The organism is Nostoc sp. (assembly GCF_036919815.1).
Taxonomy (GTDB): Bacteria; Cyanobacteriota; Cyanobacteriia; order Cyanobacteriales; family Nostocaceae; genus Nostoc.
Window position 1 is genome coordinate 15,045 of the sequence record NZ_JBALCE010000075.1, and the last position, 21,915, is coordinate 36,959.

Consider the following 21,915-nt stretch of genomic DNA (forward strand, 5'->3'; position numbering starts at 1 on the left):
GAACTACTAAGTGTCTTTGTAGTTTTGACAAAAAAAGTGACTCTAATATCTAGAGTCACCTGCAAATAAAATAATTGAGAATTTAGATGTGCGAAAGCTTACTTCTTGGCTTCAGCAATGGGTACCCATTCAGTGTGGAAACTTCCGGGCTTATCAAGACGCAGGTAAGTATGTGCGCCGAAGTAGTCGCGTTGTGCTTGAGTTAGATTTTGAGGCAAGCGATCGCGGCGATAGCTGTCAAAATAATCCAAGGATGCGCTAAATGCGGGTACTGGAATTCCTACTGTTGCAGCTGTCGCAATCACTTCCCGCCAAGCAGTCTGTCTGTCGAGAATTGTCTGCTTAAATTCGGGAGCTAACAGCAAGTTAGGCAAAGCTGGATTTTCGCTAAAAGCCTTTTTAATTTTATTCAAAAAGCGAGCGCGAATAATACAACCACCTTTCCAAATCCGCGCCATTTCGCCCAGATCCAAATTCCAGTTATATGTTTTTGAAGCTGTGGATAGCAACGCCATCCCTTGAGCATAAGAACAGATTTTTGAGCAATAGAGAGCATCACGAACTTTATTGATAAAGTCCTTGGTTTGCCCGTCATACTTGCCACTGGGGCCTGTGAGGACTTTAGATGCTGCTACCCGCTCCTCTTTAATCGAAGATATAATCCGGGCATTAACTGCTGCTGTAATTGTGGGAATAGCAACTCCCAATTCCAATGCAGTTTGTACAGTCCAGCGTCCAGTTCCCTTTTGACCTGCTGCGTCAACAATCAAATCCACCAGGGGTTGATTTGTTTCTGGGTCAAGATATGGGAAGATATTCTTCGTAATCTCAATCAAAAATGAATCGAGTTCATCGGTGGTGTTCCATTCAGCAAACACCTCATGTAGCTGATTATGGTCTAATCCAGCGACATTTTTCAGCAAGTCGTAGGCTTCAGCAATTAGCTGCATATCGCCATACTCAATGCCGTTGTGTACCATTTTGACATAGTGGCCAGAACCACCAGGGCCAATGTAGGTTACACAAGGGCCATCATCGACTTGGGCAGCAATTTTGTTGAAAATTGGCGATAGAAACTCGTAAGAGCTTGTTGTACCTCCAGGCATCAGAGATGGGCCATTCAGCGCCCCTTCTTCACCGCCACTGACACCCATACCAAGATACCGAAGCCCAGCCGGTTCTAATTCCTGAGTGCGTCGTTCTGTATCTTCAAACCAAGAGTTGCCACCGTCGATAATGATATCGCCTTCCTCTAACAAGGGTTTGAGTTGAGCAATCACCGCATCAACTGGCTTCCCAGCTTGCACCATTACTAGAATTTTGCGGGGACGTTCCAATAAGGCAACGAATTCTTCCAGCGTAAAGGCGGCTTTGACGTTCCTTCCTGGCGCACGCTGCGCCATAAACGCATCCGTTTTTTCTCGGGAGCGGTTGTAAACTGCAATTGGGAAGCCATTGCGCTCCACGTTGAGAGCGATGTTCTCACCCATAACGGCTAATCCAATCACACCAAAGCTTTGTAGTGTCATAAAAAATTTCTGGCTAACTCTTGCAGATCCTTTTACCTATAAGGGTAGTCCGAGATTTTCCCTTCTCCCCTAAAGAAGACCTTAAGACTTGATATAAACGACAAAAATCCCTAATTAACAGGGATAATTAATTTTAAATTGTATCTAAATCAACAATTAACTTGCAAAATTGAAATAATCAAAGGACGTAGTAAGGAGTAACCAAATAATGCTGGCATATGTCCTAGCTTTGGTGGTCGGTCTTGGTAGTTTAGTCATTTACATAGCAGCTTTCTTTTTCCCAGAAATCCACCGCAAGAATGACTTTATCTGGAGTGGTGTAGGATTGTTCTACGCCTTAGTCTTATGGGTGTTTGCACCACGTATTACTGGGGGTTTGTTGCTGGGTCATGTGGCTAGTGTGGCTCTTTTGGTCTGGTTTGGCTGGCAAACTCTATCATTACGTCGGCAACTGACCCCGCAGGTACAACAAACCCAAATACCCAGTCCTGAGACGGTGAAAACTGGCATTCAGCAACAGGTGAATAAGTTGTCCCTTCAGGAACGGCTGGGCCAGTTGCAAAAAGGTCTTGGTAGCACCTTCGGTGGCGTGAAAGACAAGGTGCAACAGACTGTGAGTAAAAAGACACCCACAACCCCCAAACCTGAAGACATTGCCTCTGTTCTGACTGAGAAACCTGCTGTTGAGATTATTGACAAAACTACTGTCATACCGGAACAACCAGCAGAGGAGACAGTTACTACCAACACCGAAGCAAAAATCAAGACTGTACTGGAAGCGATTCCACCACATCCCCCATCTCCTGAATTGGTGAAAGCAGCGCAAGCAGATGCTGAAACTGAGGACAAGCAACCGATTTCTGTAGAAGAAATTTCTCCAGATGCGGTACTCGCTCCCCCGGCAGAAACGCCACCGGAACAAATACCGCCGAATCAAGCTAGTTGAATGCAGTGAAACCCAACGTTAACCTAATATAATTTTGGGTTTCACTATTTCTATCAGGCTATTTTAGGGCTAATTTCAGAGCCTTTGACGTTCTCAAACTGCTCCCAACCTTAACCCGATTTCGTAGGGCAATATGTTGACACTAGAACCAGTATCTAGTAAGCCTGATACACTTACAGAACGATTCTGATAAGTGAGAATTAGCGGTAGATAAGGCAGGGTACTTAATGCACCGAGTTCTGGATTTACCTCAGTAAATGCAAATCTAACTTTATCAACCATTTGTTGCGGCTTTTTCTTCTGCTAATGCCTTCGCTAAAACAGCAGCAGCTTCAAAAGAATCATATAAGCCAAGACTTGCTACTTTGTCTTGAGCATCCAATGGGACTAAACTTGATTCCTTCAACAATTCGGTTGCCAGAAAATGTATTAGTAAGAGTTTATCAGTGTCGGATAATTCTTTAAGTAGTGGTATGAGTTCGGTAATAAGCATAAGTTAAGGCTTTAATGAATTAAATAAATTTTAGATCATACTTTAGGGAACGCTCTTAACTAACTTTTCAGATATCCTTTAAGGCATGAATTAAGTACTCTCCTGTTTCTTGCTGCTCATCAGCGTCACCTTCATCAATCCAAGACTGAAGCGCATTGACTAACTTAGACTGTTTCACTTTCGGCAAAATGTATTTTTGCAAAATCTGCAAAGTATATGTTTCCACAGAAAGCCCTTGCTGTTTAGCTTGTTTTGTAAGATACTGTTCTAATTCTGGTGGCAAGTTCAGGGTTAGGGTCATAAGTCTCTTTTGAGTGACACCATACATTTTAAACGTGCCAAACCAGAAAAATTTAGATTACCTACGTATACAGATATATCCCTCAAATACTATCGTCTTGTATTCTCTCTACGGGTTTTCTCTACATGGGCTTTACGTGTCAGTACTTGCAGATTATCTAGGGTAGTTAAACCACCCTGAGACATAGGTTTAATATGATCAATTTGAAAATCTCTCCGCATCTGAGTCTTGACTCCACTGATTGCACAAGTTATAAACCCTTTTACATCTGTGTACTTGGCGAATACAGCATTTTTAATTTTTCTGTATTCAAGAATATCTCGCTCTTTGATTTCATATAGAGTTAACTTCTCTATTGGTACAGTGTCAGGAATTAAAGTTGGTATTGATACTACAGCATTAGGGTATAGCCCTTCAATCTTAAGAGCTTCAATGTCCAACTGCTTCCTGAAATATAGCTTTTCGTCACTAAATAAAACTTGCCAAAAAGACTTTTTATCATTCCAAAGAGAATCCATGTAGTCAGACTTGGCTCTACCGCCTAATGAATTGTCGTAGATATGTCTTGCGACGATAGATAAATCACACTTTCTCCTCTCGCTGAAGGCTAGAAAATCTGGTCTTTCTTCATTCTGAGCATAGAAACGCAAGATGTTTTCTACATCTTCATCTCTGTAACCAAGTAAAGTTTGATAGTCAGGAAAATAACTTTGCTTTGCAGTTTGCAAAAGCTTTTCAAGTTCTGCTTCGGTCAATATTTCCCTATCTTGTAAATCAATTCTTTGAAATATAATTTTCAAATCATGTACAAAGTTGTCGTATGCCTCTTCTGTGTCGTCATATAACAATACATCATAGTTGGTAGCCTTAGACTCATATCCTTCAGACGGTTCGAGAATGGAAAAACGATAAATTCCAAGAGGAACTCTCTTTAAAAACTTTAGTAGTTCCACAGAAGTAGTATCAATTGAATCATCCATGATCCGAGCGAATTCTTCAATCATCTCAATAGATATGAGGCGAGCAGTTCTATTACCTGATGGAAGTATCGGGTCAATAAAATCTTCTGGTGGACCTTCTACCCAATGAAGTTGTTTTGGGTTCACCCAGTTAATTTTGTTTTCCCAGTCATCAATAAAGCTGACCACATAAGCTTTTTCTGTACCACCTGCTTTTTGCCCACGCAAAGCCCGACCAATCATCTGTGTCATTAGTATTGTGGATGTAGTAGGGCGTGTGAGAAAAACAGTTTGTACGTTAGGTAAATCTATTCCCTCAGTTAATATTTCTACATTGATCAATACTTCAAGCTCTCCATTTCTAAATTTTTGTATCTTTTCTTTATTGTCTTTTGTCGCAACTGTAGCACCTGTAGCTAAATCTTTAACTGCTGCTACAATAAAATCAGAATTAATTCCTTTATAGTTGTTAAAAACTTCGTTCAATGCAACTGCGTGTATAACATCGATAGCAAATACTAAAAGAGGTTTATATTTCTCTCGATTCTTAATATAGTGAGCAACAATTTGATTGTTCCGTTCCCTATCTAAAGCAATTCTTTTAGCTATATCTTGTGGGAGCCTGTCAAAATTTTCAATTGCCTTGATTTCTTGTGCTGTCAATTTTTGCTTGATTTTTATCTTCGTTTCTAGGTTTTCAAATATTGGTTCAGCAAGGATTCCCTTGGCGATTAGCTTTCTCAGGTGTTCTACAAAGATAATGTCATCAGGAAAAACTAACTTTAGCAAATTCTTCTCACTCTCATCTGTTCTGAAGGGGGTAGCTGTTAACCCCAGCATTTTAAAGCCGTTTTTATGACCTCGCTTCTGTAGATTATCCTTGATAGCATTAATTAGCTTACGATAGGTCTTAGCTGTTGCATGATGCGCTTCATCCACTACCAAAAGAACTTCGTCTAAATGACCGACCCAGTTTTTCAACAAGTGATCAAGTCCACTGTTTAGACTATCTTTACTGGCAATGATAATGTCATCAGTCTTTTCAATATTTATAGGAATATCATGTTTAGGATGACCTGAGATAATGCGGTATCTAAATTCTGATACATTACTCAACAATGATAAATAGGCACTAAATCGAAGTGTCTCAAGTGCTTGGTCAAGTAGTTCATGGCGATGAGCAATCCACAGAACCTTTTTCTTGTTGTTAATAAAATTACGTAGTAGCCAGTGAACTGCTGTCAAAGTTTTTCCGCCACCAGTGGGTAGAACTAGCAAGCCTTCAAAGGCACTTTTATTGGTTTCATTCAGCGCCTTGATTGCTTCGTTCTGGTGGGAGTATAGCTCTTTGGGAGCCTCACCTCTTTCAACTTTGATCAAACCTGCGTAGGTAACTTCAACGGTTTTCATAATCAGTAAAATCCTGGAAAGACTGTGCTTTAGGGGAGAGGCTGGAACTATGTCTTCCTCAAGGGATTGCAGCAATCCATTACCCTAATTGTCAGTATTCCCAAATTGAGAGCAATGTCTAACTAATCATCACGATATTTATTTATGATTAAATGTATTAAAAGATACTTTAGGAAGCCGATCGCACCCCGGCTTCTTTGGATAAGTTAGAAATCTGAGCCTTTCAGGACAACAAGCGATCGCACCACTATTAGCCATAAAAACCTTAATTTCTAGTACAGTAACATCATCTGAAAGAGAAAAGTTATTCACTTCTGGCGCGGAGTGCGGGAGATGGAAAGAGATTTTCAAATCCAGCCTGTCGCTCATTCAAGGGTTCTAAAGCATCGTTCCAAAGACTTTCATAATAAAAGAAGGTTACACCTAGACGACGTTCTTGGACAGCCCGCACCTGAGACTTAATTTGCTGGATGGGAACTGGATTATTTCGTAACCCTGCCATAATGCCAATTGCAGTTGGAATTATTTGTTGTGCTTCTTGAATTTCTGGGCGAGAAATATTTGCCACAAAACTTTGCAGATTCGGACGATAAATTTGCACAATTAACTCGTCTACAATATTTTGCCGCATCCAACTCAACCAATCTTGCAGGTGAAACTTGTAAGCTAAATCATAGTAATTGGGAGCAACGGAGAAAATCGCCTGGGGTTTTCTCTGCTTCACAGCTTGGTTAAGTTGTACCATGAAGGCCGTAATTTTATCTGCCCGCCACTGTACCCATGCCACATCTTGGGGATTAGTTGGGGGAGCATTATTGGTTTCTTGGGTGTACAAGGCAACTGTATATTGATCGTAGCCAAATTCGTAGGGCAAACTCATGTGGTCGTCAAACTGAATGCCATCGGCATCATATTGGGTGACAGTTTCTAGCACAAGATTGGTAATGAACTGTTGCACTTGGGGATGGAACGGATTCAGCCACATCACCTCACCCCCTGCACTAATCGAAGTTTGGCTACCATCCCGCTTTTGTGTAAACCAATCTGGATAATTCAGTGCCAGTTCTGAGGTTGGGGGAGTCATGAAACCAAACTCAAACCAAGGAATTACTAGCAATCCTTTGCGATGGGCTTGGTTAATGAGGTCTGCGAGAATATCATGTCCATCTAAACCTTTGTAGACAAAAGGTTGAATACCTGCTCGTTGTGCGATCGCACTGGGATACATCACATAGCCAGAATTCCACACCACAGGATAGATTGTATTGAAGTTCATCTGCCGCAGTTGACTCACCGCATCCTGGACTTTAGCGCGATCCTTGAGGGTGTCAAAATCATTGGTGGTCATCCAAACCCCGCGAATTTCCTGACGGGGTAACTGTGCGATCGCAGGGGTGAAACTGTCTACCAGCAATACCGTAACAAAAGATATTAAAATGAGAATTGGAAAAAGATACTTGAGCGATGTCTGACGACAAGCTGCTGTACATCTACGCCGCCAACTTTGAACAATAAAAGATAATTTCATAGATTTGAATGATGCATTAGCTACCCACACACCTTATTGCTTGCTTTTATAATTGAATCTATTAACCATATAGTCTACAAGTATTTATGCTGACTACAGGATTAATCAGCTGGTAGTTGTTCGTTCCCTGCTTATGGAACTTTTGCACCATAAAAACTAAAGCAGACCTAGCAAAGTTATAAGATGCTTGACGCAGTTAGTGGTTATTAGTGCCCAATAGACTCTTGAAATTATCTTTCATATATTCAAGGATACTTTGAGCAACATATTCTGCAAGCTTGACTGGGACAGCGTTTCCGATCATCTGTTCCAGGTCTGTTTTTGTGCCTTCAAAAATAAATCTTTCTGGGAAAGTCTGCAAGTAGCTTCTTTCAATTGTAGTCAATGGGCGCAAGTTTTCTGTAACTGAAACTGGATCTTTAGGGTGTTTTTTATAGGTTTTAGGAATAGGGCGATTAACTCCTCTTACTGTTGGGCTGGGTTCATCAATACTAAAAATTCCTCTTCTTTGGTAACTTCTTGGATGTCTGTAGTAATATTGAATTCCTAATTTATTTTCTAGATAATCTCTAATGGTCATTGGTTTATCTGCTAACCTTTTTTTCAGGTAAGGTTCTAGACTTTCGTCTTTTCCTTGTAACTCTCCAAAGCAAAAAAATCTTTTTCGCTTTTGAGGTACACCGCACAGACTAGCATCCAAAATTATTTCGCTTAAACCATATCCAGCAGCTTTCAACATTTGTCTAACCTCTTTATATTTATTGGTTTTACGAAATAGTTCTACGTTTTCTATGACAAACCACTGAGGAAGAACACTTGTAACTATCTCAGAAAATACAATACTTAAATCCCCTCTTCCTAAATCTTCATCACGTTTACCAGCACTAGAAAAGTCTTGGCATGGAGGTCCACCAATAATAATTTCAGGACGCATTTCGCTAAAAATTTGATAGTTTCTTCTTAAATTTCTAAGATCGTAATCAAAAATTTCATGGCTAAAGTTTTTTTGATAAACATCTATAGCTGGTTTCCAATTATCAAATGCCGCTACAATATTAAATCCAACATTTTGAAAGCCTAAAGATAACCCTCCACAACCGGCGAAAAGGTCTAAAACTCTAAGTGAAAAGGCTTTTTTCTCATCTCTATATTTTTCTTTCATACCTTTATATGTATTTTAATTTTTCATAAAATCTCTTAGGATTATTTAGAATAATACCATCAGTTAATCTTCCTATTACTAGTTTTCTATAAGGAAGATAATCGCTTTCCAATACAAAAATTAAGTTAGTATGTATACATAAAATTATGTGCTAAATAATACCTTTAAATTTACTAAACTATTCCACACCCTATCTGTGTCACAATAGAAAACTGTAATAAGAAAAATATTGTTAAGGTAATTTAGTGAGTTCAACTGCTCAATCCACGGCAAGTGCGCGTCGCGTAGTATTTCCTTTTACGGCAATTGTGGGCCAGGAAGAAATGAAACTGGCGCTGCTATTGAACGTGATTGACCCCAAAATTGGTGGTGTAATGATCATGGGCGATCGCGGCACCGGGAAATCCACAACTATCCGGGCGCTGACTGATCTGCTGCCAGAAATTTCTGTGGTTGCCAATGATCCCTTCAGTAGTGATCCTAGCGACCCCGACTTGATGAGCGATGAAGTTCGCCAACTGTTAGAACAAGGGGCCCAAATTCCTGTAACTCAGAAAAAAGTCCAAATGGTAGACCTACCGCTAGGAGCTACAGAAGACCGAGTTTGTGGGACAATCGACATTGAGAAAGCTTTATCTGAAGGTGTCAAAGCCTTTGAACCGGGACTGCTGGCCAAGGCTAACCGAGGCATTCTCTATGTGGATGAAGTCAACTTGCTAGATGACCACCTCGTAGACGTGCTACTCGACTCAGCTGCCAGTGGATGGAACACTGTAGAACGAGAAGGTATTTCTATCCGTCACCCAGCGCGTTTTGTTCTTGTGGGTTCTGGAAATCCAGAAGAAGGCGAACTACGCCCCCAACTGCTTGATCGCTTTGGGATGCACGCAGAAATTCACACAGTAAAAGAACCAGTCTTGCGGGTGCAAATCGTGGAACAACGGGCAGATTTTGACCAAAATCCTCCAGTATTTCTCGAAAAGTACAAAACCGAGCAAGAAGCATTACAAGAGCAAATTGTCAATGCTCAACAGCTTTTGCCAGAAGTGAAAATTGATTATGATTTGCGGGTAAAAATTTCTGAAGTCTGCTCAGAACTGGATGTAGATGGTTTGCGGGGTGACATTGTTAGTAACCGCGCCGCCAAAGCCTTAACAGCTTATGAAGGACGCACTGAAGTTACAATTGATGATATCCAGCGCGTAATTACGCTATGTTTGCGTCACAGACTGCGGAAAGATCCTTTAGAATCGATTGATTCTGGCTACAAAGTCGCCAAAGCTTTTAGCCGCGTCTTTGGCGTCGAACTCCCAGAAAGTGATACTGCACAAAAAAACGGCACAGGTCAAAAATTAGGGGCTAGGGGTTAATTAATTTTGGATTTTAGATTTTGGATTTTGGATTTTTCCTTCAATTCAAAATCTAAAATTGGCAGAGTCTAACTCAACATTTAGCACTCAAAAGTGATTATGAGATTTTGGTCTTTTTGGTTCAACAGCTTTATTCTATCTAGTCAATATAACCCGCCCAGATTTGTAGAATTATTGATGCTCTTATTAGCGATCGCAATGCTGGCAATAGCCAGTATTTTACCCGACAGACCATATTTAATTTTAGGCTTGAGCTTAGTAGTTGGGGCATCTATTTCTATCTTAGTGCGGGAAGCGATCGCGCCCTCACCCCAGAAGCGAATTACCCAACTAACAGCATCACTATTGCTTATCATCAGCCTCTATGGCTTTGCTGACTTAATGTACACTCTATAAAATTAGTTATGAGTTATGAGTAAAGAAGTGAGAAATTAATTATAAACTCCTAACTCATGTACAGACGCGATTAATCGCGTCTCTCCTTTTTCATTTACCAATTCTGCATTTCCACCAATTCCATACATAACTCATTAATTTGCTCCAAATCAGGTTTGTGAGGTAGCGCAGATTGTTCGTAAACAATTTCCATTTCGGCAACCAAATCTTCTGCCATTTTCATCACCTGCTCGTAAGAATACTCACCCTTTAAAATAGCTTTTAAATCCTCAACATCGCCAGCTATTCTCCTATCTACAATCACTTTACCTTGCCGCAATATTTCTACTCCACTGCGTAACAATCTAATGCAGTGCATTCCATGTTTAAGATCAAAACCCGACTTTCTTTCCATTTCTGCCCTAGCCGGATTTCTATTCTCCTGCCAAGATAAGTAAGCCTTCCATTCTCTTAAAGCTATTTGATAGCTTTGGCTTTTCTGAAGCAGGCGGATAAAATCTTTACGGCTATTGGTTAAATTTTGGGTATATTCCAAAGTTTCATCGGGTAAAGTATATTGTTTTAAGACTCCTTTAAAATCAATATCTGCCGTCAGCAATTGGTATAATTGTTCCGCTTCTTCCAAAAACTCAATCCGTCCTCTGATTAAGTTATAAAGATATTCCAGAAAAGCATTTAGCTCATCTTTGCCCAGGGGTGCTTCGTCTTCTATGGCGAAGTCAGATGGTATTGGTTTTTTTTGTGGTGGCTTTAACAACCATTTACGATGAGTTTCCATCTTTTTGATTTGGGCAAAGGCATAACCAGTGTAAGTATGTTTTACCTTCTTGCTCAGAAATAACTGTTTATGATTAATTAAATGCTGTCCGATTGAGCTTAAAAAAGGATACTTATTTAACCAGAGCAATTCTAAAACATTGGGATTCGCGCCCGCTAATAAATGGAGGATTTTTCTTAGTTCATATATAACTGTGTCTTTGTTGCCATCCACGAATGGAAATATTCCTGGTTCATCCCAACCATCATCTTTTTGTTCTATCCGATCAAATCCCAAGTAGTACCTTTTGGGTGCGATAAATACTCCCCGATAATCAAAATCTGAATCAGGACGATTTAAACCATAGCCGTGGCTACCTGCCAAACCAATTAAAATAGTTCTTTGCTCAACTTCTATTCTTTTCATATCACCTGATTAAAATATACTCATCCTAACTCATGAGTTAACTTTCTTCAGATATTGCATAGATACTTCCACAGCACAAAGATAACCGAGGATTGGTTATAGCCTTGCGTTTAATAGGAATGCCCCTAAAGGAGATCATGCGATCATATCCCTTTAGGAGCAAAACTTGTCAATTCAGTTGTTCCTATACTTTCGGTTTCCTAGAGCAGGAATTATCTAGGATTAATGTGGCGTCTAGTTCCCCATCCTGGATTGACAATGGTGGCTAAATCTTCTTCAGACAATTTGCTGATCTCACTGTCCAATTCTTTGACAGTGAAATCATAGCCACGCTCTTGAGCAATCTTGATGAAGGCTTCTGGATCAGCTGTTACTTTGAGTCTTTCCTGTAATGCTTGATCTTGTTTTACGGCTTGAAAAAGTCGAGCAGCATTTTCCTGTGTCATGACAATCCATCTCCTGTTTGAAATATCAGGTTTGAATGTGGTAAATTAACTCCTGGGGATTCACTAACTTCTCTAAATAATTTCTAGATTAAGCATCTATAAGTTTCATCTTAAAACAAAGAGGAAAAATGTGTTGATTTTGATAAGAAAATATAACTTGTAGCCTAATAGTGCTATTACTATTTTGTAAAATTCAGCCCTTAGATAGTAGCAATTTTTAGTTAAAAAGTATTTATTCTGACTTGTAAATACAATTTACATTCGTGCTGGTGGATGATTGCCATAAGGACTGTTGGCTAATTCCTTGGCGATAGTGGAAAATGTGCGATCGCAAAGTAGTAAATTAGCTAATTTTTCATCTTCAGGCTGACCAGATGCCAATGCCAAATCTAAAAATCCTGTTAGAGCTTGACTTGACACCTATTAATAAAATAGTATGTTAGATTGTCTGTCTAATTCCTGCTCGGATCAGGTAGACATATTACAAAAGCTGGTAAAAGCGTCTCTACACGAGACAAAAACTAGCTACCTGTACGGCAACCTCAAGGACAATTCCATGACCTACGCAATTATTGAAACTGGCGGCAAACAAATACGAGTAGAGCCAGGGCGGTTTTACGACATTGAACTGCTTACGAACGAACCAGATGAAAAAGTTACAATAGACTCCGTGTTATTGGTGCAGCACGATGGCGAAGTCACTATTGGACAGCCATTAGTCACAGGTGCGACTGTAGAAGGGACTGTAATGCGACATTACAGAGGTCGTAAAGTTCTGGTATACAAAATGAAGCCCAAAAAGAAAACCCGCAAAAAACGGGGGCATCGTCAGGAAATTACCAGACTTATGATTGACACTATCACCCTTAACGGTGCAGTGTTTGCTGCCCAAGGACCAACGGAGGAAGAAATGCCCGTTGTAGATGACGCTTCTGCCGAAGAAGTTGAAACCGCAGCTGAATAATAAAAAAAGTAGATACACAAGAGGAAATCATGGCTCATAAGAAAGGAACAGGTAGTACACGCAACGGTCGTGATTCTAATGCCCAACGTTTGGGTGTCAAGCGTTATGGCGGTCAAGTTGTACGTGCAGGAAACATTCTCGTGCGTCAGCGCGGTACCAAATTTCACCCTGGTAACAATGTCGGTATTGGTAGCGATGATACTCTGTTTGCCTTAATCGACGGTGTTGTAACGTTTGAGAGAAAGGGCAAGACACGTAAAAAAGTTAGTGTTTACTTACCTGTAGCTGCTGTTGAAGTAGCCCCTGCTGAGGCAGTAGCAAGTTAGAGTACTAGGGTGGGTAATAGTTACTCACCCTAATTGCTAGTTAGCACTGACATTAGACATCTCCGAAAAAAAAGTAGAGACGTAGCAGTGCTAGGTCTCTACAAGGCTTCTGGGTAACGCATATTTAATTTCTGGAGATGTCTATTGATAATCAGATTTGCTGAAATATTCCCAACAGTTGCTTAAAAGCCGCTTTGTTCCTCTGTCACCCATAGATTAGTATCAGAAGCATTCAAAGCGCATAAGTTATTCACTAAGTATATGTCACCCTAAAAGGGGTTCGGAAATATTCAGACCTGATGTTGGGTTTCACTTCCCTACGGGACGCTGTTCGCGTTCGTTCTACCCAACCTACAAATGATTAAATTAGACCTCTTGCATAAATCAAAAATAAGAACCCCACCCCGCCAAAGCTACGCTTTGTCTCCCCTCCCCGCTTGCGGGGAGGGGTTGGGGGTGGGGTGTTAGGGAGTTTTGCAAGAGGTCTATTCTATACCCTTTTTCTGGTGTTCTGTACTAAGAAAAGTCAGGTTTTGCTGGGAGAATACCTAAATTAGGTTGTGGCTTTGAGCTACCATGATTGTCTGAGAAAATGCTGAGAATCAACTGAATTTTCTCAAGGGATAAGTTTATGAAAATCATGGCTTAGTTTCAGATCAGCTTCAGTCCTAACAGAGATACTTTGGATGTTCGAGATAACTCAAACATCAGGAGTATCAAAAATAACGGTTAACAAGAGTTGCGATCGCTATTACTACTATTATTCAAAGTTGTGTTAGAAGCAAAGGGGTTATTTCATTGCAACGTAAATGCGATCGGCAAGCTACGCAGTAGCAAAAGTCTGATAGAGTCTTCTCCAAGAAGGCATCCTCTTGACCTCAATAGCGTTGATGAATCTGCCTGTAGCTTAGTTTCCTCTGAATCAATACAAAAAAAACAATCCAAAGGACGAAAGAAGACTATGAACTGGAAAACACTTTCTTTAATTGCTGGTCTGATTTTAACTACCAGTCTCACTGCTTGCTCTGGCACTCCTGCAACCAACAATCAAGTTGCTCCTGAAGCCACTCCTGCGATGAGCAAAGATAAAGCCGGCGATGCGATGGGCAAAGATAAAGCCGGTGGTGCGATGGGCAAAGATAAAGCCGGTGGTGCGATGGGCAAAGATAAAGCCGGTGGTGCGATGGGCAAAGATAAAGCCGGTGGTGCTATGAAGCAATCGCCCGCTTCCACCAAACCCTAGTCACAACTAGCTTTGCATCTCACTTTTCTTCTACTGAGTACTAGGGACTGGTTCCAGAAAAAACCTGATTCCAATCCCTATACTTTGGCGCTTTAACCTCAACAGGAGAAATTCTAATGAATCACAACCTGCTTCGCCGGCGTCAATTACTTTTTTACCTTGGGTTAGGGGTTGTCGGAATTGGTGCAGCCACAACATTTTCCAACTTCAGAAAAGTGAATGCCTCTTCTGAAAATCCTAACAATACGCAAGGCTCAGAAACTATTGCAGCGAAACCTCCAGCAGGCAAGAGTTTACCAGAGTTTCAGGGTATCAGTCAGTGGCTTAACTCTACACCTTTGTCGATCGCTGACCTCAAAGGTAGTGTTGTCCTAATCCAGTTTTGGACTTTTGCTTGTATTAACTGCCAGCGTACCCTGCCCTACATCACTAAATGGCATCGGCAGTATGAGTCTCAGGGACTCAAGGTGATTGGCATCCACACACCAGAGTTTGCCTTTGAGCGAGATCCAAACAACATAAAAAAGGCATTACAGCAACACAAAATTACTTATCCGGTTCCGGTTGATAACGAATATAAAACTTGGAAGGCTTACGACAATCAGTATTGGCCTCATATGTTTTTGGCCGATCGCCAGGGCTTATTGCAATATGACCATATTGGTGAAGGGGAATATGAAAAAATAGAGCAAACTATCCGCCAGCTATTGGGGTAGAAGAATTATGACGACTTCTACTCTATCAATCAGTCTGGCGTTTCTGGGAGGAGTTCTGAATGTGCTTTCACCCTGTGTTTTACCGATTTTGCCTGTGCTATTAGGCCGATCGCTCCAATCGCATACTTACGGACCAGTAGCACTGTTAGGGGGATTAATCACTGGTTTTGCACTGGCAGGTAGTTTACTAGGTGTAACAGCAAGCTGGTTTACAGGCTTGGCTAATTTATTACGTAACTTTGCGATCGCACTCCTTTTATTTTTAGGATTACTCGCGATTTTTCCCACCTGGAGTTACCGAATATTTACTTACATTCCAGTTGGCAAGTGGACTAAACAACGTCCACGAATCGGACTCATGGGAGAGTTTTGGCTAGGGACTCAGTTGGGGCTTTTATGGACTCCCTGTGCTGGTCCGGTTTTGGGGGGAATTTTAGTACTAGCAGCAGTTAATCATCAAGTCGCAGGTGCATTTTGGCTACTTGTTGCTTATGGAATCGGAGCAGGTTTGCCTCTCTTGGCGATCGCCTATGGTGGGCGAGTACTTAGCAAACGAATCCTGAATCTCCGCTCCCATAGTGCAATGTTGCAGCGAATTGGTGGCGTAGCGATCGTCTCCACAGCAATTGCTATTCTTCTCGGTTGGGATGTCCAGATACAACTTTGGCTGGCTCCGTTCTTTCCCACTCAATCTCTGTGAGACGTGCCAATCTTAGATTTTGGATTAGAATACCCAATCCGAAAGTCTAACAGGGAACAATATAAAAATCCAAAATCTAAAATCCAAAATTGGTATGACTTCATCAAAACGCAAAGGTCGCTCAACACCAAGTCAGACTTTTCTATCAAAGACCTTTCACTGGATTAATATCATCAGTCTGATCTTGATGATCGGTAGCGGACTACAAATCTATAATGCTAATCCGGTATTTGGAGGGCGTGCAGGTTGGCATTTTCCCGATTTTCTGTTGCTAGGAGGTTGGCTAGGGGGTGGCAGAAACTGGCATTTTACTGCTATGTGGCTGTTTTCGCTGAACTTACTTTGGTATGGAGTTTATATTTTTGTAACTCGTCGTTGGCAGCGTCGCTTTGCCGATCGCGGTGACTTAAAAGCATTGCAAGTTAGCCAGAACCCCAAGCGCAAGAATTACGCATGGCATCGAGTAGTTTATACTGCGATCATTCCAGTGCTACTGCTGGCAATCTTGAGTGGTCTATCAATGTACAAACCTGCTCAACTACATTGGCTTTCTGGGCTGTTTGGTAATTGGCAAAATTTACGCACTGTTCACTTTATCACTGTTCCCACTGTCATACTGTTTACAATTACTCATTCCTTACTTGCGCTGAAGGTAGGAAGCATCCGTCTAATTAAGTCTATGTTCGTGTAGAGGTAATATGAGTCTGATTCTTCCCAAACGCACCCTATCCCGTCGTCGGTTACTGCAACTATCTGGACTTTCAGGGGTAGGTTTTCTTTTAGGTGGCTGTGGGACAAATTTGTTCTCAGATAATGTGCGGCAAATATCTGAGCCACTAAACGAACGTCTTGAAGCACTCTTGCTAAGTCAAAAACCCATACCAGAATTTCCTGTCAGTGCCATAGAAGCAGACAAATTGCTGATTAATACCTTTGACTTCACCCCGCAAATTGATCCGGCGCAGTTTCGCTTGACGATTGATGGTGAAGTTAGTAAGACGATGCAATTGAGCATGGCAGATATTCAAAAACTTCCCTTGACTTCAACGGTAATTCGCCATGTCTGTGTTGAAGGCTGGGCTGCGATCGTTCAATGGGGAGGTGTGCGATTACGAGACTTAGTAGCCCTGGTACAGCCGAAGTCAAACGTCCGCTATGTCTACTTCAAATCTGCTGATGGCTACTATGAAAGCTGGGATATTGCCTCTGTTGTACATCCCCAAACTCTGATGGCTTATCAAAAGAATGGACAACCTTTATCGGCTGATAATGGTGCGCCCATCCGCCTAGCATCTCCAATTAAACTGGGCTATAAGCAAAGCAAGTGGGTAACTCAAATTACATTCGTCAGCAATTTGTTACCGATTAAAGGCTATTGGGAGGATCGTGGCTATGAGTGGTTTGCAGGGCTATAGTCAGGCGATATGCAACTTATTCTTCTTTTTCAGAGGGCTACGGTGTACACACAAGTCTGAAATAGCTGATTAACCAAGGTTTTACCCCACCCTAACCCTCCCCTTGCAAAGGGGAGGGAACTAAATTTCCTGTTTCCCACCTTAGAAAGGTGGGATTAAGGGGGGTAATTCAATTTGTGTGTACACCTTAATAAGGAGAGGGACAGGTTTTGCGTAGCAGAACCAGGGTGAGGTTTCTTTGTTCGCCGTAATTCTCCACTCTATAGAGGGATGGTGAATTATGGGGATTAGTTAAAAATCGTTTGGGAAGCGACAAAAAATCAGACACCCAATATCTGAAACTCTTTATCTAAAATCGATTTTGACGAGCTAACTCGGATACTGGGTGTTAATCCACAAAGCACGGAAAAGTAACAGCATGACTACAGAGAAATTAACAACTTTGCCATCATCCCCAGCCCAGACGGAATTAGAATTTATAGATTCTCCTGGTTGTCACTCAACAAGTCTGCACGATTCGGATGTACCGGAAGTAGACTTGTTTAGTCCACTGACAATTCGAGATATCACTCTGCCCGATCGCATAGTGATGTCCCCAATGTGTCAATACTCCGCAGAGAATGGATTCGCAAACGATTGGCACTTCGTCCATTTGGGGAGTCGGGCTGTTGGAGGTACTCGCCTGATTGTAGTCGAAGCGACAGCCGTCACACCCCAAGGACGAATCACCCCCGGCGATCTTGGTCTTTGGGATGATGAACACATTGAACCACTAGCTAGGATTGTCCGCTTCCTTGGCCAACAGGGTGCGATCGCCGGGATTCAATTAGCCCATGCTGGCCGGAAGGCGAGCTGCAATCTTCCCTGGCTGGGTGGTACACCTCTGACACCTGAACAAGGGGCTTGGCCTGTAGTCGGGCCAAGCCCAATTCCGTTTCAAGAGGGCGGCCCCGTTCCCATACCCCTGGATGAGGATGGGATTGAAGAGGTGATTCAAGCCTTCGTTGCCACAGCCGGGCGTGCCGTTCAAGCGGGCTTTCAGATTATCGAAATCCACTCGGCTCATGGATACCTACTGCATTCTTTTCTTTCGCCGCTAAGTAATCAACGAACAGATCGTTACGGTGGTTCGTTGGAAAACCGAATGCGTTTATTGCTGGAGGTGACAAAAAGAATGCGAGAGATTTTACCAAGCGGGATGCCGCTTTTTGTGCGTATCTCTGCTACCGACTGGGTAGAGGGAGGTTGGGATCTCAAGCAGTCAGTCATATTGTCTGGCGAACTAAAGCTATTAGGCGTTGATTTGATCGATGTTTCCACCGGAGGCTTAGTACCTCATGCCAGGATTCCCGTGCAGACAGGTTATCAGGTGCCTTTTGCTGCCAAAATCCGAGAGGAGGCTGGGATTAGGACTGGGGCTGTGGGGATGATAACTGAGGCTGAGTATGCCAACCAAATAATTACTCGTGGGTGTGCAGATTTAGTTCTCATCGGTCGAGAAATGCTCCGCGATCCATATTGGTCGATTCGTGCGCGTTACCATTTGGATGAGGAACCAAACTGGCCTTTGCCCTACGGCTATGCAGTGAAACAACAGAGACGGGGGAAATAAATCTCCTGGGCAGGTGTGGCGATCGCAATGGTAAGGTTTGAGATTGCCACACTCCGATCGCAATTGACTTGTGTTTAACCGCAGATGATATTATAGCGGTCGCAAATTTGAGGCGATCGCTCTATCTATTTTTAATAATAAAATACTCACTAATCAACCGGACATAATATCCAAGACTCGTTAACGGAGATAAAATACTCGTTAACGGAGATAAAATACTCGTTAACGGAGATAAAATACTCGTTAACGGAGATAAAATACTCGTTGACGGAGATAAAATACTCGTTGACGGAGATAAAATACTCGTTGACGGAGATAAAAGCCTCGTTGACGGAGATAAAATACTCGTTGACGGAGATAAAATACTCGTTGACGGAGATAAAATACTCGTTAACGGAGATAAAAGCCTCGTTAACGGAGATAAAAGCCTCGTTAACGGAGTTCAGAGGCTCATTAAGTAGATAAACAAAAATATTTACAGTAATTCCGAGCAGAGCAAAGCGATCGCAAGGGCTGCGATCGCATTATTTTGGTTTGGTGCGATCGCAATGACATTGTGTAATTAATTATGTTGCCTACTTATTAGACTAAGATTTAAATCCCAAGCGGGTAATGCAGCCGGTGCAGATTACCTAAATTACTGAAACCAACGGGAGACAAAAGCAACCATTCTCCTGAATCAAGGCTGATCATTCCGCCGCAAGTATTCCAGATTTTTACGGAAGGTTATTGTATTGGGATGATTTGCTCCCAACTGTTTTTCAGCGATCGCCACAGCTTGGATGTAGAAAGGTTCGGCATCGCTGTACCTTCCCTGTGAATCGTAGAGTGCTGCCAAATTGTTCAGGCTACTTGCCACATCTGGGTGTTCATCCCCCAGCAGGCGTTTTGTCATCGCCAAAGCTTCGATGTACAAAGGTTCGGCATCGCTGTACCTTCCCTGTGATTTGTAGAGGAATGCCAAATTGTTCAGGCTAGTATAATATCTGCGTCTTCTTCTCCTTGAAATAAAGCCAGTGTCGCATCTTTCAAGGGTACTGATGCCCGATTATCATTGAACCTTGCACCTAATGCACCCCAAAGGCAGCGAGTAACTTGGATGTCAGGACGTTGGGCGTGAATCTTTTGCTCAATTATCTGAAAAGTTTCGTTGTATTCTGGTTCTCTAATGCCAGTGCCATGTACAAATATTACAGTAGTCATTGTGATCAGGGTGGCTAGCGATGCCTGGGTTGGGCTATGCCGGAGCAAAGCTTCTCTTGTATATTATTTATTCATGACCACCTTATCTGATACAAGAGAACTTACCGTGAAAAGTCAGGTATTACAGCAGCTTTCAAATGCGTAGACTACAGCCAATAGTTCGTTATTGTCGGGTGAGCAATTCAAAATCGCTCTAAGTTCCCTTTAAACCAATACGCTTGGCTTAAAAGGCTTGATCCTCCCTAACCCCCCTTAAAAAGGAGGGAATTAGTCCCCCTTTTTAAGGGGGGTTGGGGGATCTTTCGGGGCAAAATATCACTAACACCAAGCGTATTGATCCTTAAACCTCAGATGTGAGAAATTTTGATATCTCCGCATGTGCCAACACCGCACCAGGTTCGCGCTGGAGAGCGTTGTAATACTTTCTCTCGAAGGTATTACCCGTCTCTAACGGTATAATCAGCGTGCGGACATCAGCAATCAACTTTTGGAAATCGTCCAGCAATATCGGTTCATCTGCTTCGAGCATTTCATCAACTTGCACAACCACCTCAGAAATGCGATGTAGCCAAGCAAATTGTTCATGAGCGATGACAAGCTGAAGTAGTTCTCCGCTTGATACTCGTCCACTAACCTGTTCGTAGGCAACGCGTTCTGTCTCCAGCAACATCTTGTGAAGGTGGAGTAATTTGTTTCGTAAATCACGCAGATATTGATGTTGACGTATTCTTTGTAAAAGTATGTTAGAAGTCAATGTTATCCATCCTCTCATTACAATAGTCTTCGATCGCTTAAATAATTTCTGCGTCGGTATTCATCACCAATAAACTGTAGCGAATAACTGGTTTATTGAGTGATCCGCTAGCGATAAATAGCATATCCAATGGTGGCGTAGATGCTCGCTAGAAGACTTGGCGCTCTGCTCAAAACTTTATCATTTCCCTTCTGTTCTCTACGAGAGGCTGCGCCAACAAGATACTCCACATAGCTTGCTTCCCCATAAGGGTACGGGAGCGACACTCAAGATTACATCGCCACTTCCTGACTGTCTTGTACAAATAGCACTATTAGCCATTTGCCCAACCTCAGTTCATGTATTTGGTTTCCTTGCTAAGAAGCATTATAATCAACATATCTTTTTATAACCGTTATATCTTATATTGGATTACTCATATATTAGCATAAACTTATAAGAAGTACATAGTGTAGAAGCGATCGAGAAAATGTCAATTATGGAAAAACAGTCTTCATGTCCCTAGCATACGTAATTCTAGGTCTTCTTCAGCAGCAAGAAATGACGGGCTACGACCTGAAAACGAGCTGCTTTGATCAATGTATTGCCCATTTGTGGCCAGCAGACCAGGCACAAATTTACAGAACTCTTGATAAGCTAGTTGAGCAAGGCTGGATTACCTGTAGGATTGAGATTGGGCGCGATCGCCCCAACCGCAAAGTCTACAATGTGACGGAGCCAGGGAAAGCCGAATTCGCCCGATGGCTTGGAACTCATCAGCCCTTAACGACTATCCGAGAACCTTTGCTACTCCAATTGCATTTTGCAGATCAGTTGTCGAATGAAACCACCATTCACCTACTAGAGCAACAAGTCGCGGCTCGAAGCAAAAAGCTTGCTGAATGTGAAACCATCGATTTGCCATCACTCAATGATGAGTCTGCCAACCGTGAGCAGGTGATGCAAAGGCTGGTGCTGGAGTTGGTGATCCGAAGAGAACAGACTTATATCGATTGGTTGAAGATAGCAATCAATGTTATCAGTCATCAAAAGCAATATGCATCACATTACCAGATTTTTTGACACTTCCTAGCACTAAAGCTATGAGCATTCCTGTTTCAACCGTCTTCTCTACGATGATTCGCTTTAGCTTGTTTTTTTATAACTTTAATAAATCAAACAATGGTAACAATAGCAGTCAATCGGTATCTTGATAGGTAGGGGCAATACCCTGCGGTCAGCTAAAGCTACATGAATTGCCCCTACCGTGTGTAGCTTTT

General features: G+C 42.0%; 26 protein-coding genes. 12 read left to right on the forward strand and 14 right to left on the reverse strand.

The window, feature by feature from the left end; translation table 11 throughout:
- Positions 1-98: 98 nt before the first annotated feature.
- Positions 99-1,529: an NADP-dependent phosphogluconate dehydrogenase gene (gene gndA, locus V7K15_RS17715; protein ID WP_334907180.1), complete on the reverse strand. Its 1,431-nt coding sequence runs from the start codon at positions 1,527-1,529 to the stop codon at positions 99-101.
- 208 nt (positions 1,530-1,737) lie between these two features.
- On the opposite strand from gndA, the gene V7K15_RS17720 reads away from it, so the two are divergent.
- The gene (locus V7K15_RS17720) at positions 1,738-2,475 is read left to right on the forward strand and encodes a Ycf66 family protein (RefSeq protein ID WP_334907182.1); all 738 of its coding nucleotides are present in this window, start codon (positions 1,738-1,740) and stop codon (positions 2,473-2,475) included.
- A 93-nt stretch (positions 2,476-2,568) separates the two neighbouring features.
- Here the strand turns inward: V7K15_RS17720 and V7K15_RS17725 are convergent, their stop codons facing one another.
- From V7K15_RS17725 to V7K15_RS17755, 7 genes are all read right to left on the reverse strand, one after another.
- Positions 2,569-2,757, reverse strand: a complete 189-nt coding sequence (locus tag V7K15_RS17725; protein ID WP_334907184.1) for a hypothetical protein — start codon at positions 2,755-2,757, stop codon at positions 2,569-2,571.
- Entirely contained in the window at positions 2,750-2,968 is a 219-nt protein-coding gene (locus V7K15_RS17730; RefSeq protein WP_334907186.1) for a hypothetical protein, read from the reverse strand. The genes V7K15_RS17725 and V7K15_RS17730 overlap by 8 nt, the downstream gene beginning before the upstream one ends.
- Positions 2,969-3,035: 67 nt before the next feature.
- Positions 3,036-3,269 (reverse strand): hypothetical protein, encoded by a 234-nt coding sequence (locus V7K15_RS17735; protein ID WP_334907189.1) that lies wholly within the window; start codon positions 3,267-3,269, stop codon positions 3,036-3,038.
- Positions 3,270-3,358: 89 nt separating this feature from the next.
- Positions 3,359-5,638, reverse strand: a complete 2,280-nt coding sequence (locus V7K15_RS17740; protein WP_334907191.1) for a DEAD/DEAH box helicase family protein — start codon at positions 5,636-5,638, stop codon at positions 3,359-3,361.
- Between the two features lie 138 nt (positions 5,639-5,776).
- A complete protein-coding gene (locus V7K15_RS17745) occupies positions 5,777-5,950 on the reverse strand; it encodes a hypothetical protein (protein WP_334907192.1) in 174 nt (57 codons plus the stop codon).
- On the reverse strand, positions 5,943-7,166 hold the full coding sequence (locus V7K15_RS17750) for a glycoside hydrolase family 10 protein (RefSeq protein ID WP_334907193.1): 1,224 nt from the start codon (positions 7,164-7,166) through the stop codon (positions 5,943-5,945). Before V7K15_RS17750 ends, V7K15_RS17745 begins: the two co-directional genes overlap by 8 nt.
- Positions 7,167-7,362: 196 nt before the next feature.
- A complete protein-coding gene (locus V7K15_RS17755) occupies positions 7,363-8,328 on the reverse strand; it encodes a DNA cytosine methyltransferase (RefSeq protein ID WP_334907194.1) in 966 nt (321 codons plus the stop codon).
- 245 nt (positions 8,329-8,573) lie between these two features.
- On the opposite strand from V7K15_RS17755, the gene bchI reads away from it, so the two are divergent.
- On the forward strand, positions 8,574-9,698 hold the full coding sequence (bchI, locus tag V7K15_RS17760) for a magnesium chelatase ATPase subunit I (RefSeq protein WP_334907195.1): 1,125 nt from the start codon (positions 8,574-8,576) through the stop codon (positions 9,696-9,698).
- Between the two features lie 99 nt (positions 9,699-9,797).
- Positions 9,798-10,094: a hypothetical protein gene (locus V7K15_RS17765; RefSeq protein ID WP_292790064.1), complete on the forward strand. Its 297-nt coding sequence runs from the start codon at positions 9,798-9,800 to the stop codon at positions 10,092-10,094.
- Between the two features lie 94 nt (positions 10,095-10,188).
- On the opposite strand, the gene V7K15_RS17770 is transcribed toward V7K15_RS17765, so the two are convergent.
- The 3 genes from V7K15_RS17770 to V7K15_RS17780 all read right to left on the reverse strand — a co-directional run bounded on the left by V7K15_RS17770 (position 10,189) and on the right by V7K15_RS17780 (position 12,143).
- Positions 10,189-11,277, reverse strand: a complete 1,089-nt coding sequence (locus V7K15_RS17770) for a nucleotidyltransferase domain-containing protein (protein WP_334907198.1) — start codon at positions 11,275-11,277, stop codon at positions 10,189-10,191.
- Positions 11,278-11,489: 212 nt separating this feature from the next.
- Positions 11,490-11,723, reverse strand: coding sequence for a Nif11-like leader peptide family natural product precursor (locus tag V7K15_RS17775; protein WP_334907200.1), 234 nt, complete (start codon positions 11,721-11,723; stop codon positions 11,490-11,492).
- Between the two features lie 255 nt (positions 11,724-11,978).
- Positions 11,979-12,143, reverse strand: coding sequence for a hypothetical protein (locus V7K15_RS17780; protein WP_334907202.1), 165 nt, complete (start codon positions 12,141-12,143; stop codon positions 11,979-11,981).
- A 136-nt stretch (positions 12,144-12,279) separates the two neighbouring features.
- On the opposite strand from V7K15_RS17780, the gene rplU reads away from it, so the two are divergent.
- From rplU to V7K15_RS17820, 8 genes are all read left to right on the forward strand, one after another.
- Positions 12,280-12,687, forward strand: coding sequence for a 50S ribosomal protein L21 (gene rplU, locus V7K15_RS17785; RefSeq protein WP_334907241.1), 408 nt, complete (start codon positions 12,280-12,282; stop codon positions 12,685-12,687).
- A gap of 29 nt (positions 12,688-12,716) precedes the next feature.
- Positions 12,717-13,013 carry a 50S ribosomal protein L27 gene (rpmA, locus tag V7K15_RS17790; protein WP_334907204.1) on the forward strand — a complete coding sequence of 99 codons (297 nt, stop codon included), beginning with the start codon at positions 12,717-12,719 and terminating at the stop codon, positions 13,011-13,013.
- 961 nt (positions 13,014-13,974) lie between these two features.
- Entirely contained in the window at positions 13,975-14,256 is a 282-nt protein-coding gene (locus tag V7K15_RS17795; protein WP_334907206.1) for a hypothetical protein, read from the forward strand.
- Positions 14,257-14,372: 116 nt separating this feature from the next.
- Positions 14,373-14,972, forward strand: coding sequence for a thioredoxin family protein (locus tag V7K15_RS17800; RefSeq protein WP_334907208.1), 600 nt, complete (start codon positions 14,373-14,375; stop codon positions 14,970-14,972).
- 7 nt (positions 14,973-14,979) lie between these two features.
- Complete coding sequence (locus V7K15_RS17805; protein ID WP_334907210.1) at positions 14,980-15,672, forward strand: cytochrome c biogenesis CcdA family protein; 693 nt, start codon at positions 14,980-14,982, stop codon at positions 15,670-15,672.
- Between the two features lie 94 nt (positions 15,673-15,766).
- Positions 15,767-16,363 carry a cytochrome b/b6 domain-containing protein gene (locus V7K15_RS17810; RefSeq protein ID WP_334907212.1) on the forward strand — a complete coding sequence of 199 codons (597 nt, stop codon included), beginning with the start codon at positions 15,767-15,769 and terminating at the stop codon, positions 16,361-16,363.
- A gap of 7 nt (positions 16,364-16,370) precedes the next feature.
- A complete protein-coding gene (locus tag V7K15_RS17815; protein ID WP_334907214.1) occupies positions 16,371-17,087 on the forward strand; it encodes a molybdopterin-dependent oxidoreductase in 717 nt (238 codons plus the stop codon).
- Positions 17,088-17,505: 418 nt separating this feature from the next.
- Entirely contained in the window at positions 17,506-18,699 is a 1,194-nt protein-coding gene (locus V7K15_RS17820; RefSeq protein WP_334907216.1) for an NADH:flavin oxidoreductase/NADH oxidase, read from the forward strand.
- Between the two features lie 679 nt (positions 18,700-19,378).
- On the opposite strand, the gene V7K15_RS17825 is transcribed toward V7K15_RS17820, so the two are convergent.
- The 3 genes from V7K15_RS17825 to V7K15_RS17830 all read right to left on the reverse strand — a co-directional run bounded on the left by V7K15_RS17825 (position 19,379) and on the right by V7K15_RS17830 (position 20,674).
- Positions 19,379-19,663 carry a tetratricopeptide repeat protein gene (locus tag V7K15_RS17825; protein WP_442949689.1) on the reverse strand — a complete coding sequence of 95 codons (285 nt, stop codon included), beginning with the start codon at positions 19,661-19,663 and terminating at the stop codon, positions 19,379-19,381.
- Positions 19,664-19,668: 5 nt separating this feature from the next.
- Positions 19,669-19,902 carry a hypothetical protein gene (locus V7K15_RS30025; protein WP_442949690.1) on the reverse strand — a complete coding sequence of 78 codons (234 nt, stop codon included), beginning with the start codon at positions 19,900-19,902 and terminating at the stop codon, positions 19,669-19,671.
- Positions 19,903-20,242: 340 nt separating this feature from the next.
- Positions 20,243-20,674 (reverse strand): hypothetical protein, encoded by a 432-nt coding sequence (locus tag V7K15_RS17830; RefSeq protein WP_442949691.1) that lies wholly within the window; start codon positions 20,672-20,674, stop codon positions 20,243-20,245.
- Between the two features lie 477 nt (positions 20,675-21,151).
- Here V7K15_RS17830 and V7K15_RS17835 point away from each other — a divergent pair, with 477 nt between their 5' ends.
- The gene (locus V7K15_RS17835) at positions 21,152-21,718 is read left to right on the forward strand and encodes a PadR family transcriptional regulator (RefSeq protein ID WP_334907220.1); all 567 of its coding nucleotides are present in this window, start codon (positions 21,152-21,154) and stop codon (positions 21,716-21,718) included.
- The last annotated feature ends 197 nt before the right edge of the window (positions 21,719-21,915 follow it).

Bases quoted from the DNA above. Each gene is read 5' to 3' on its own strand.
- gndA (WP_334907180.1), bottom strand. From the start codon at position 1,529: ATGACACTACAAAGCTTTGGTGTGATTGGATTAGCCGTTATGGGTGAG.
- V7K15_RS17805 (WP_334907210.1), top strand. From the start codon at position 14,980: ATGACGACTTCTACTCTATCAATCAGTCTGGCGTTTCTGGGAGGAGTT.
- V7K15_RS30025 (WP_442949690.1), bottom strand. From the start codon at position 19,902: ATGACTACTGTAATATTTGTACATGGCACTGGCATTAGAGAACCAGAA.
- V7K15_RS17750 (WP_334907193.1), bottom strand. From the start codon at position 7,166: ATGAAATTATCTTTTATTGTTCAAAGTTGGCGGCGTAGATGTACAGCA.
- V7K15_RS17820 (WP_334907216.1), top strand. From the start codon at position 17,506: ATGACTACAGAGAAATTAACAACTTTGCCATCATCCCCAGCCCAGACG.
- rplU (WP_334907241.1), top strand. From the start codon at position 12,280: ATGACCTACGCAATTATTGAAACTGGCGGCAAACAAATACGAGTAGAG.
- V7K15_RS17770 (WP_334907198.1), bottom strand. From the start codon at position 11,277: ATGAAAAGAATAGAAGTTGAGCAAAGAACTATTTTAATTGGTTTGGCA.
- V7K15_RS17835 (WP_334907220.1), top strand. From the start codon at position 21,152: ATGTCCCTAGCATACGTAATTCTAGGTCTTCTTCAGCAGCAAGAAATG.
- V7K15_RS17815 (WP_334907214.1), top strand. From the start codon at position 16,371: ATGAGTCTGATTCTTCCCAAACGCACCCTATCCCGTCGTCGGTTACTG.
- V7K15_RS17730 (WP_334907186.1), bottom strand. From the start codon at position 2,968: ATGCTTATTACCGAACTCATACCACTACTTAAAGAATTATCCGACACT.
- V7K15_RS17795 (WP_334907206.1), top strand. From the start codon at position 13,975: ATGAACTGGAAAACACTTTCTTTAATTGCTGGTCTGATTTTAACTACC.
- V7K15_RS17810 (WP_334907212.1), top strand. From the start codon at position 15,767: ATGACTTCATCAAAACGCAAAGGTCGCTCAACACCAAGTCAGACTTTT.
- V7K15_RS17765 (WP_292790064.1), top strand. From the start codon at position 9,798: ATGAGATTTTGGTCTTTTTGGTTCAACAGCTTTATTCTATCTAGTCAA.
- rpmA (WP_334907204.1), top strand. From the start codon at position 12,717: ATGGCTCATAAGAAAGGAACAGGTAGTACACGCAACGGTCGTGATTCT.
- V7K15_RS17830 (WP_442949691.1), bottom strand. From the start codon at position 20,674: ATGAGAGGATGGATAACATTGACTTCTAACATACTTTTACAAAGAATA.
- V7K15_RS17725 (WP_334907184.1), bottom strand. From the start codon at position 2,757: ATGGTTGATAAAGTTAGATTTGCATTTACTGAGGTAAATCCAGAACTC.
- V7K15_RS17775 (WP_334907200.1), bottom strand. From the start codon at position 11,723: ATGACACAGGAAAATGCTGCTCGACTTTTTCAAGCCGTAAAACAAGAT.
- V7K15_RS17720 (WP_334907182.1), top strand. From the start codon at position 1,738: ATGCTGGCATATGTCCTAGCTTTGGTGGTCGGTCTTGGTAGTTTAGTC.
- V7K15_RS17755 (WP_334907194.1), bottom strand. From the start codon at position 8,328: ATGAAAGAAAAATATAGAGATGAGAAAAAAGCCTTTTCACTTAGAGTT.
- V7K15_RS17740 (WP_334907191.1), bottom strand. From the start codon at position 5,638: ATGAAAACCGTTGAAGTTACCTACGCAGGTTTGATCAAAGTTGAAAGA.
- V7K15_RS17735 (WP_334907189.1), bottom strand. From the start codon at position 3,269: ATGACCCTAACCCTGAACTTGCCACCAGAATTAGAACAGTATCTTACA.
- V7K15_RS17800 (WP_334907208.1), top strand. From the start codon at position 14,373: ATGAATCACAACCTGCTTCGCCGGCGTCAATTACTTTTTTACCTTGGG.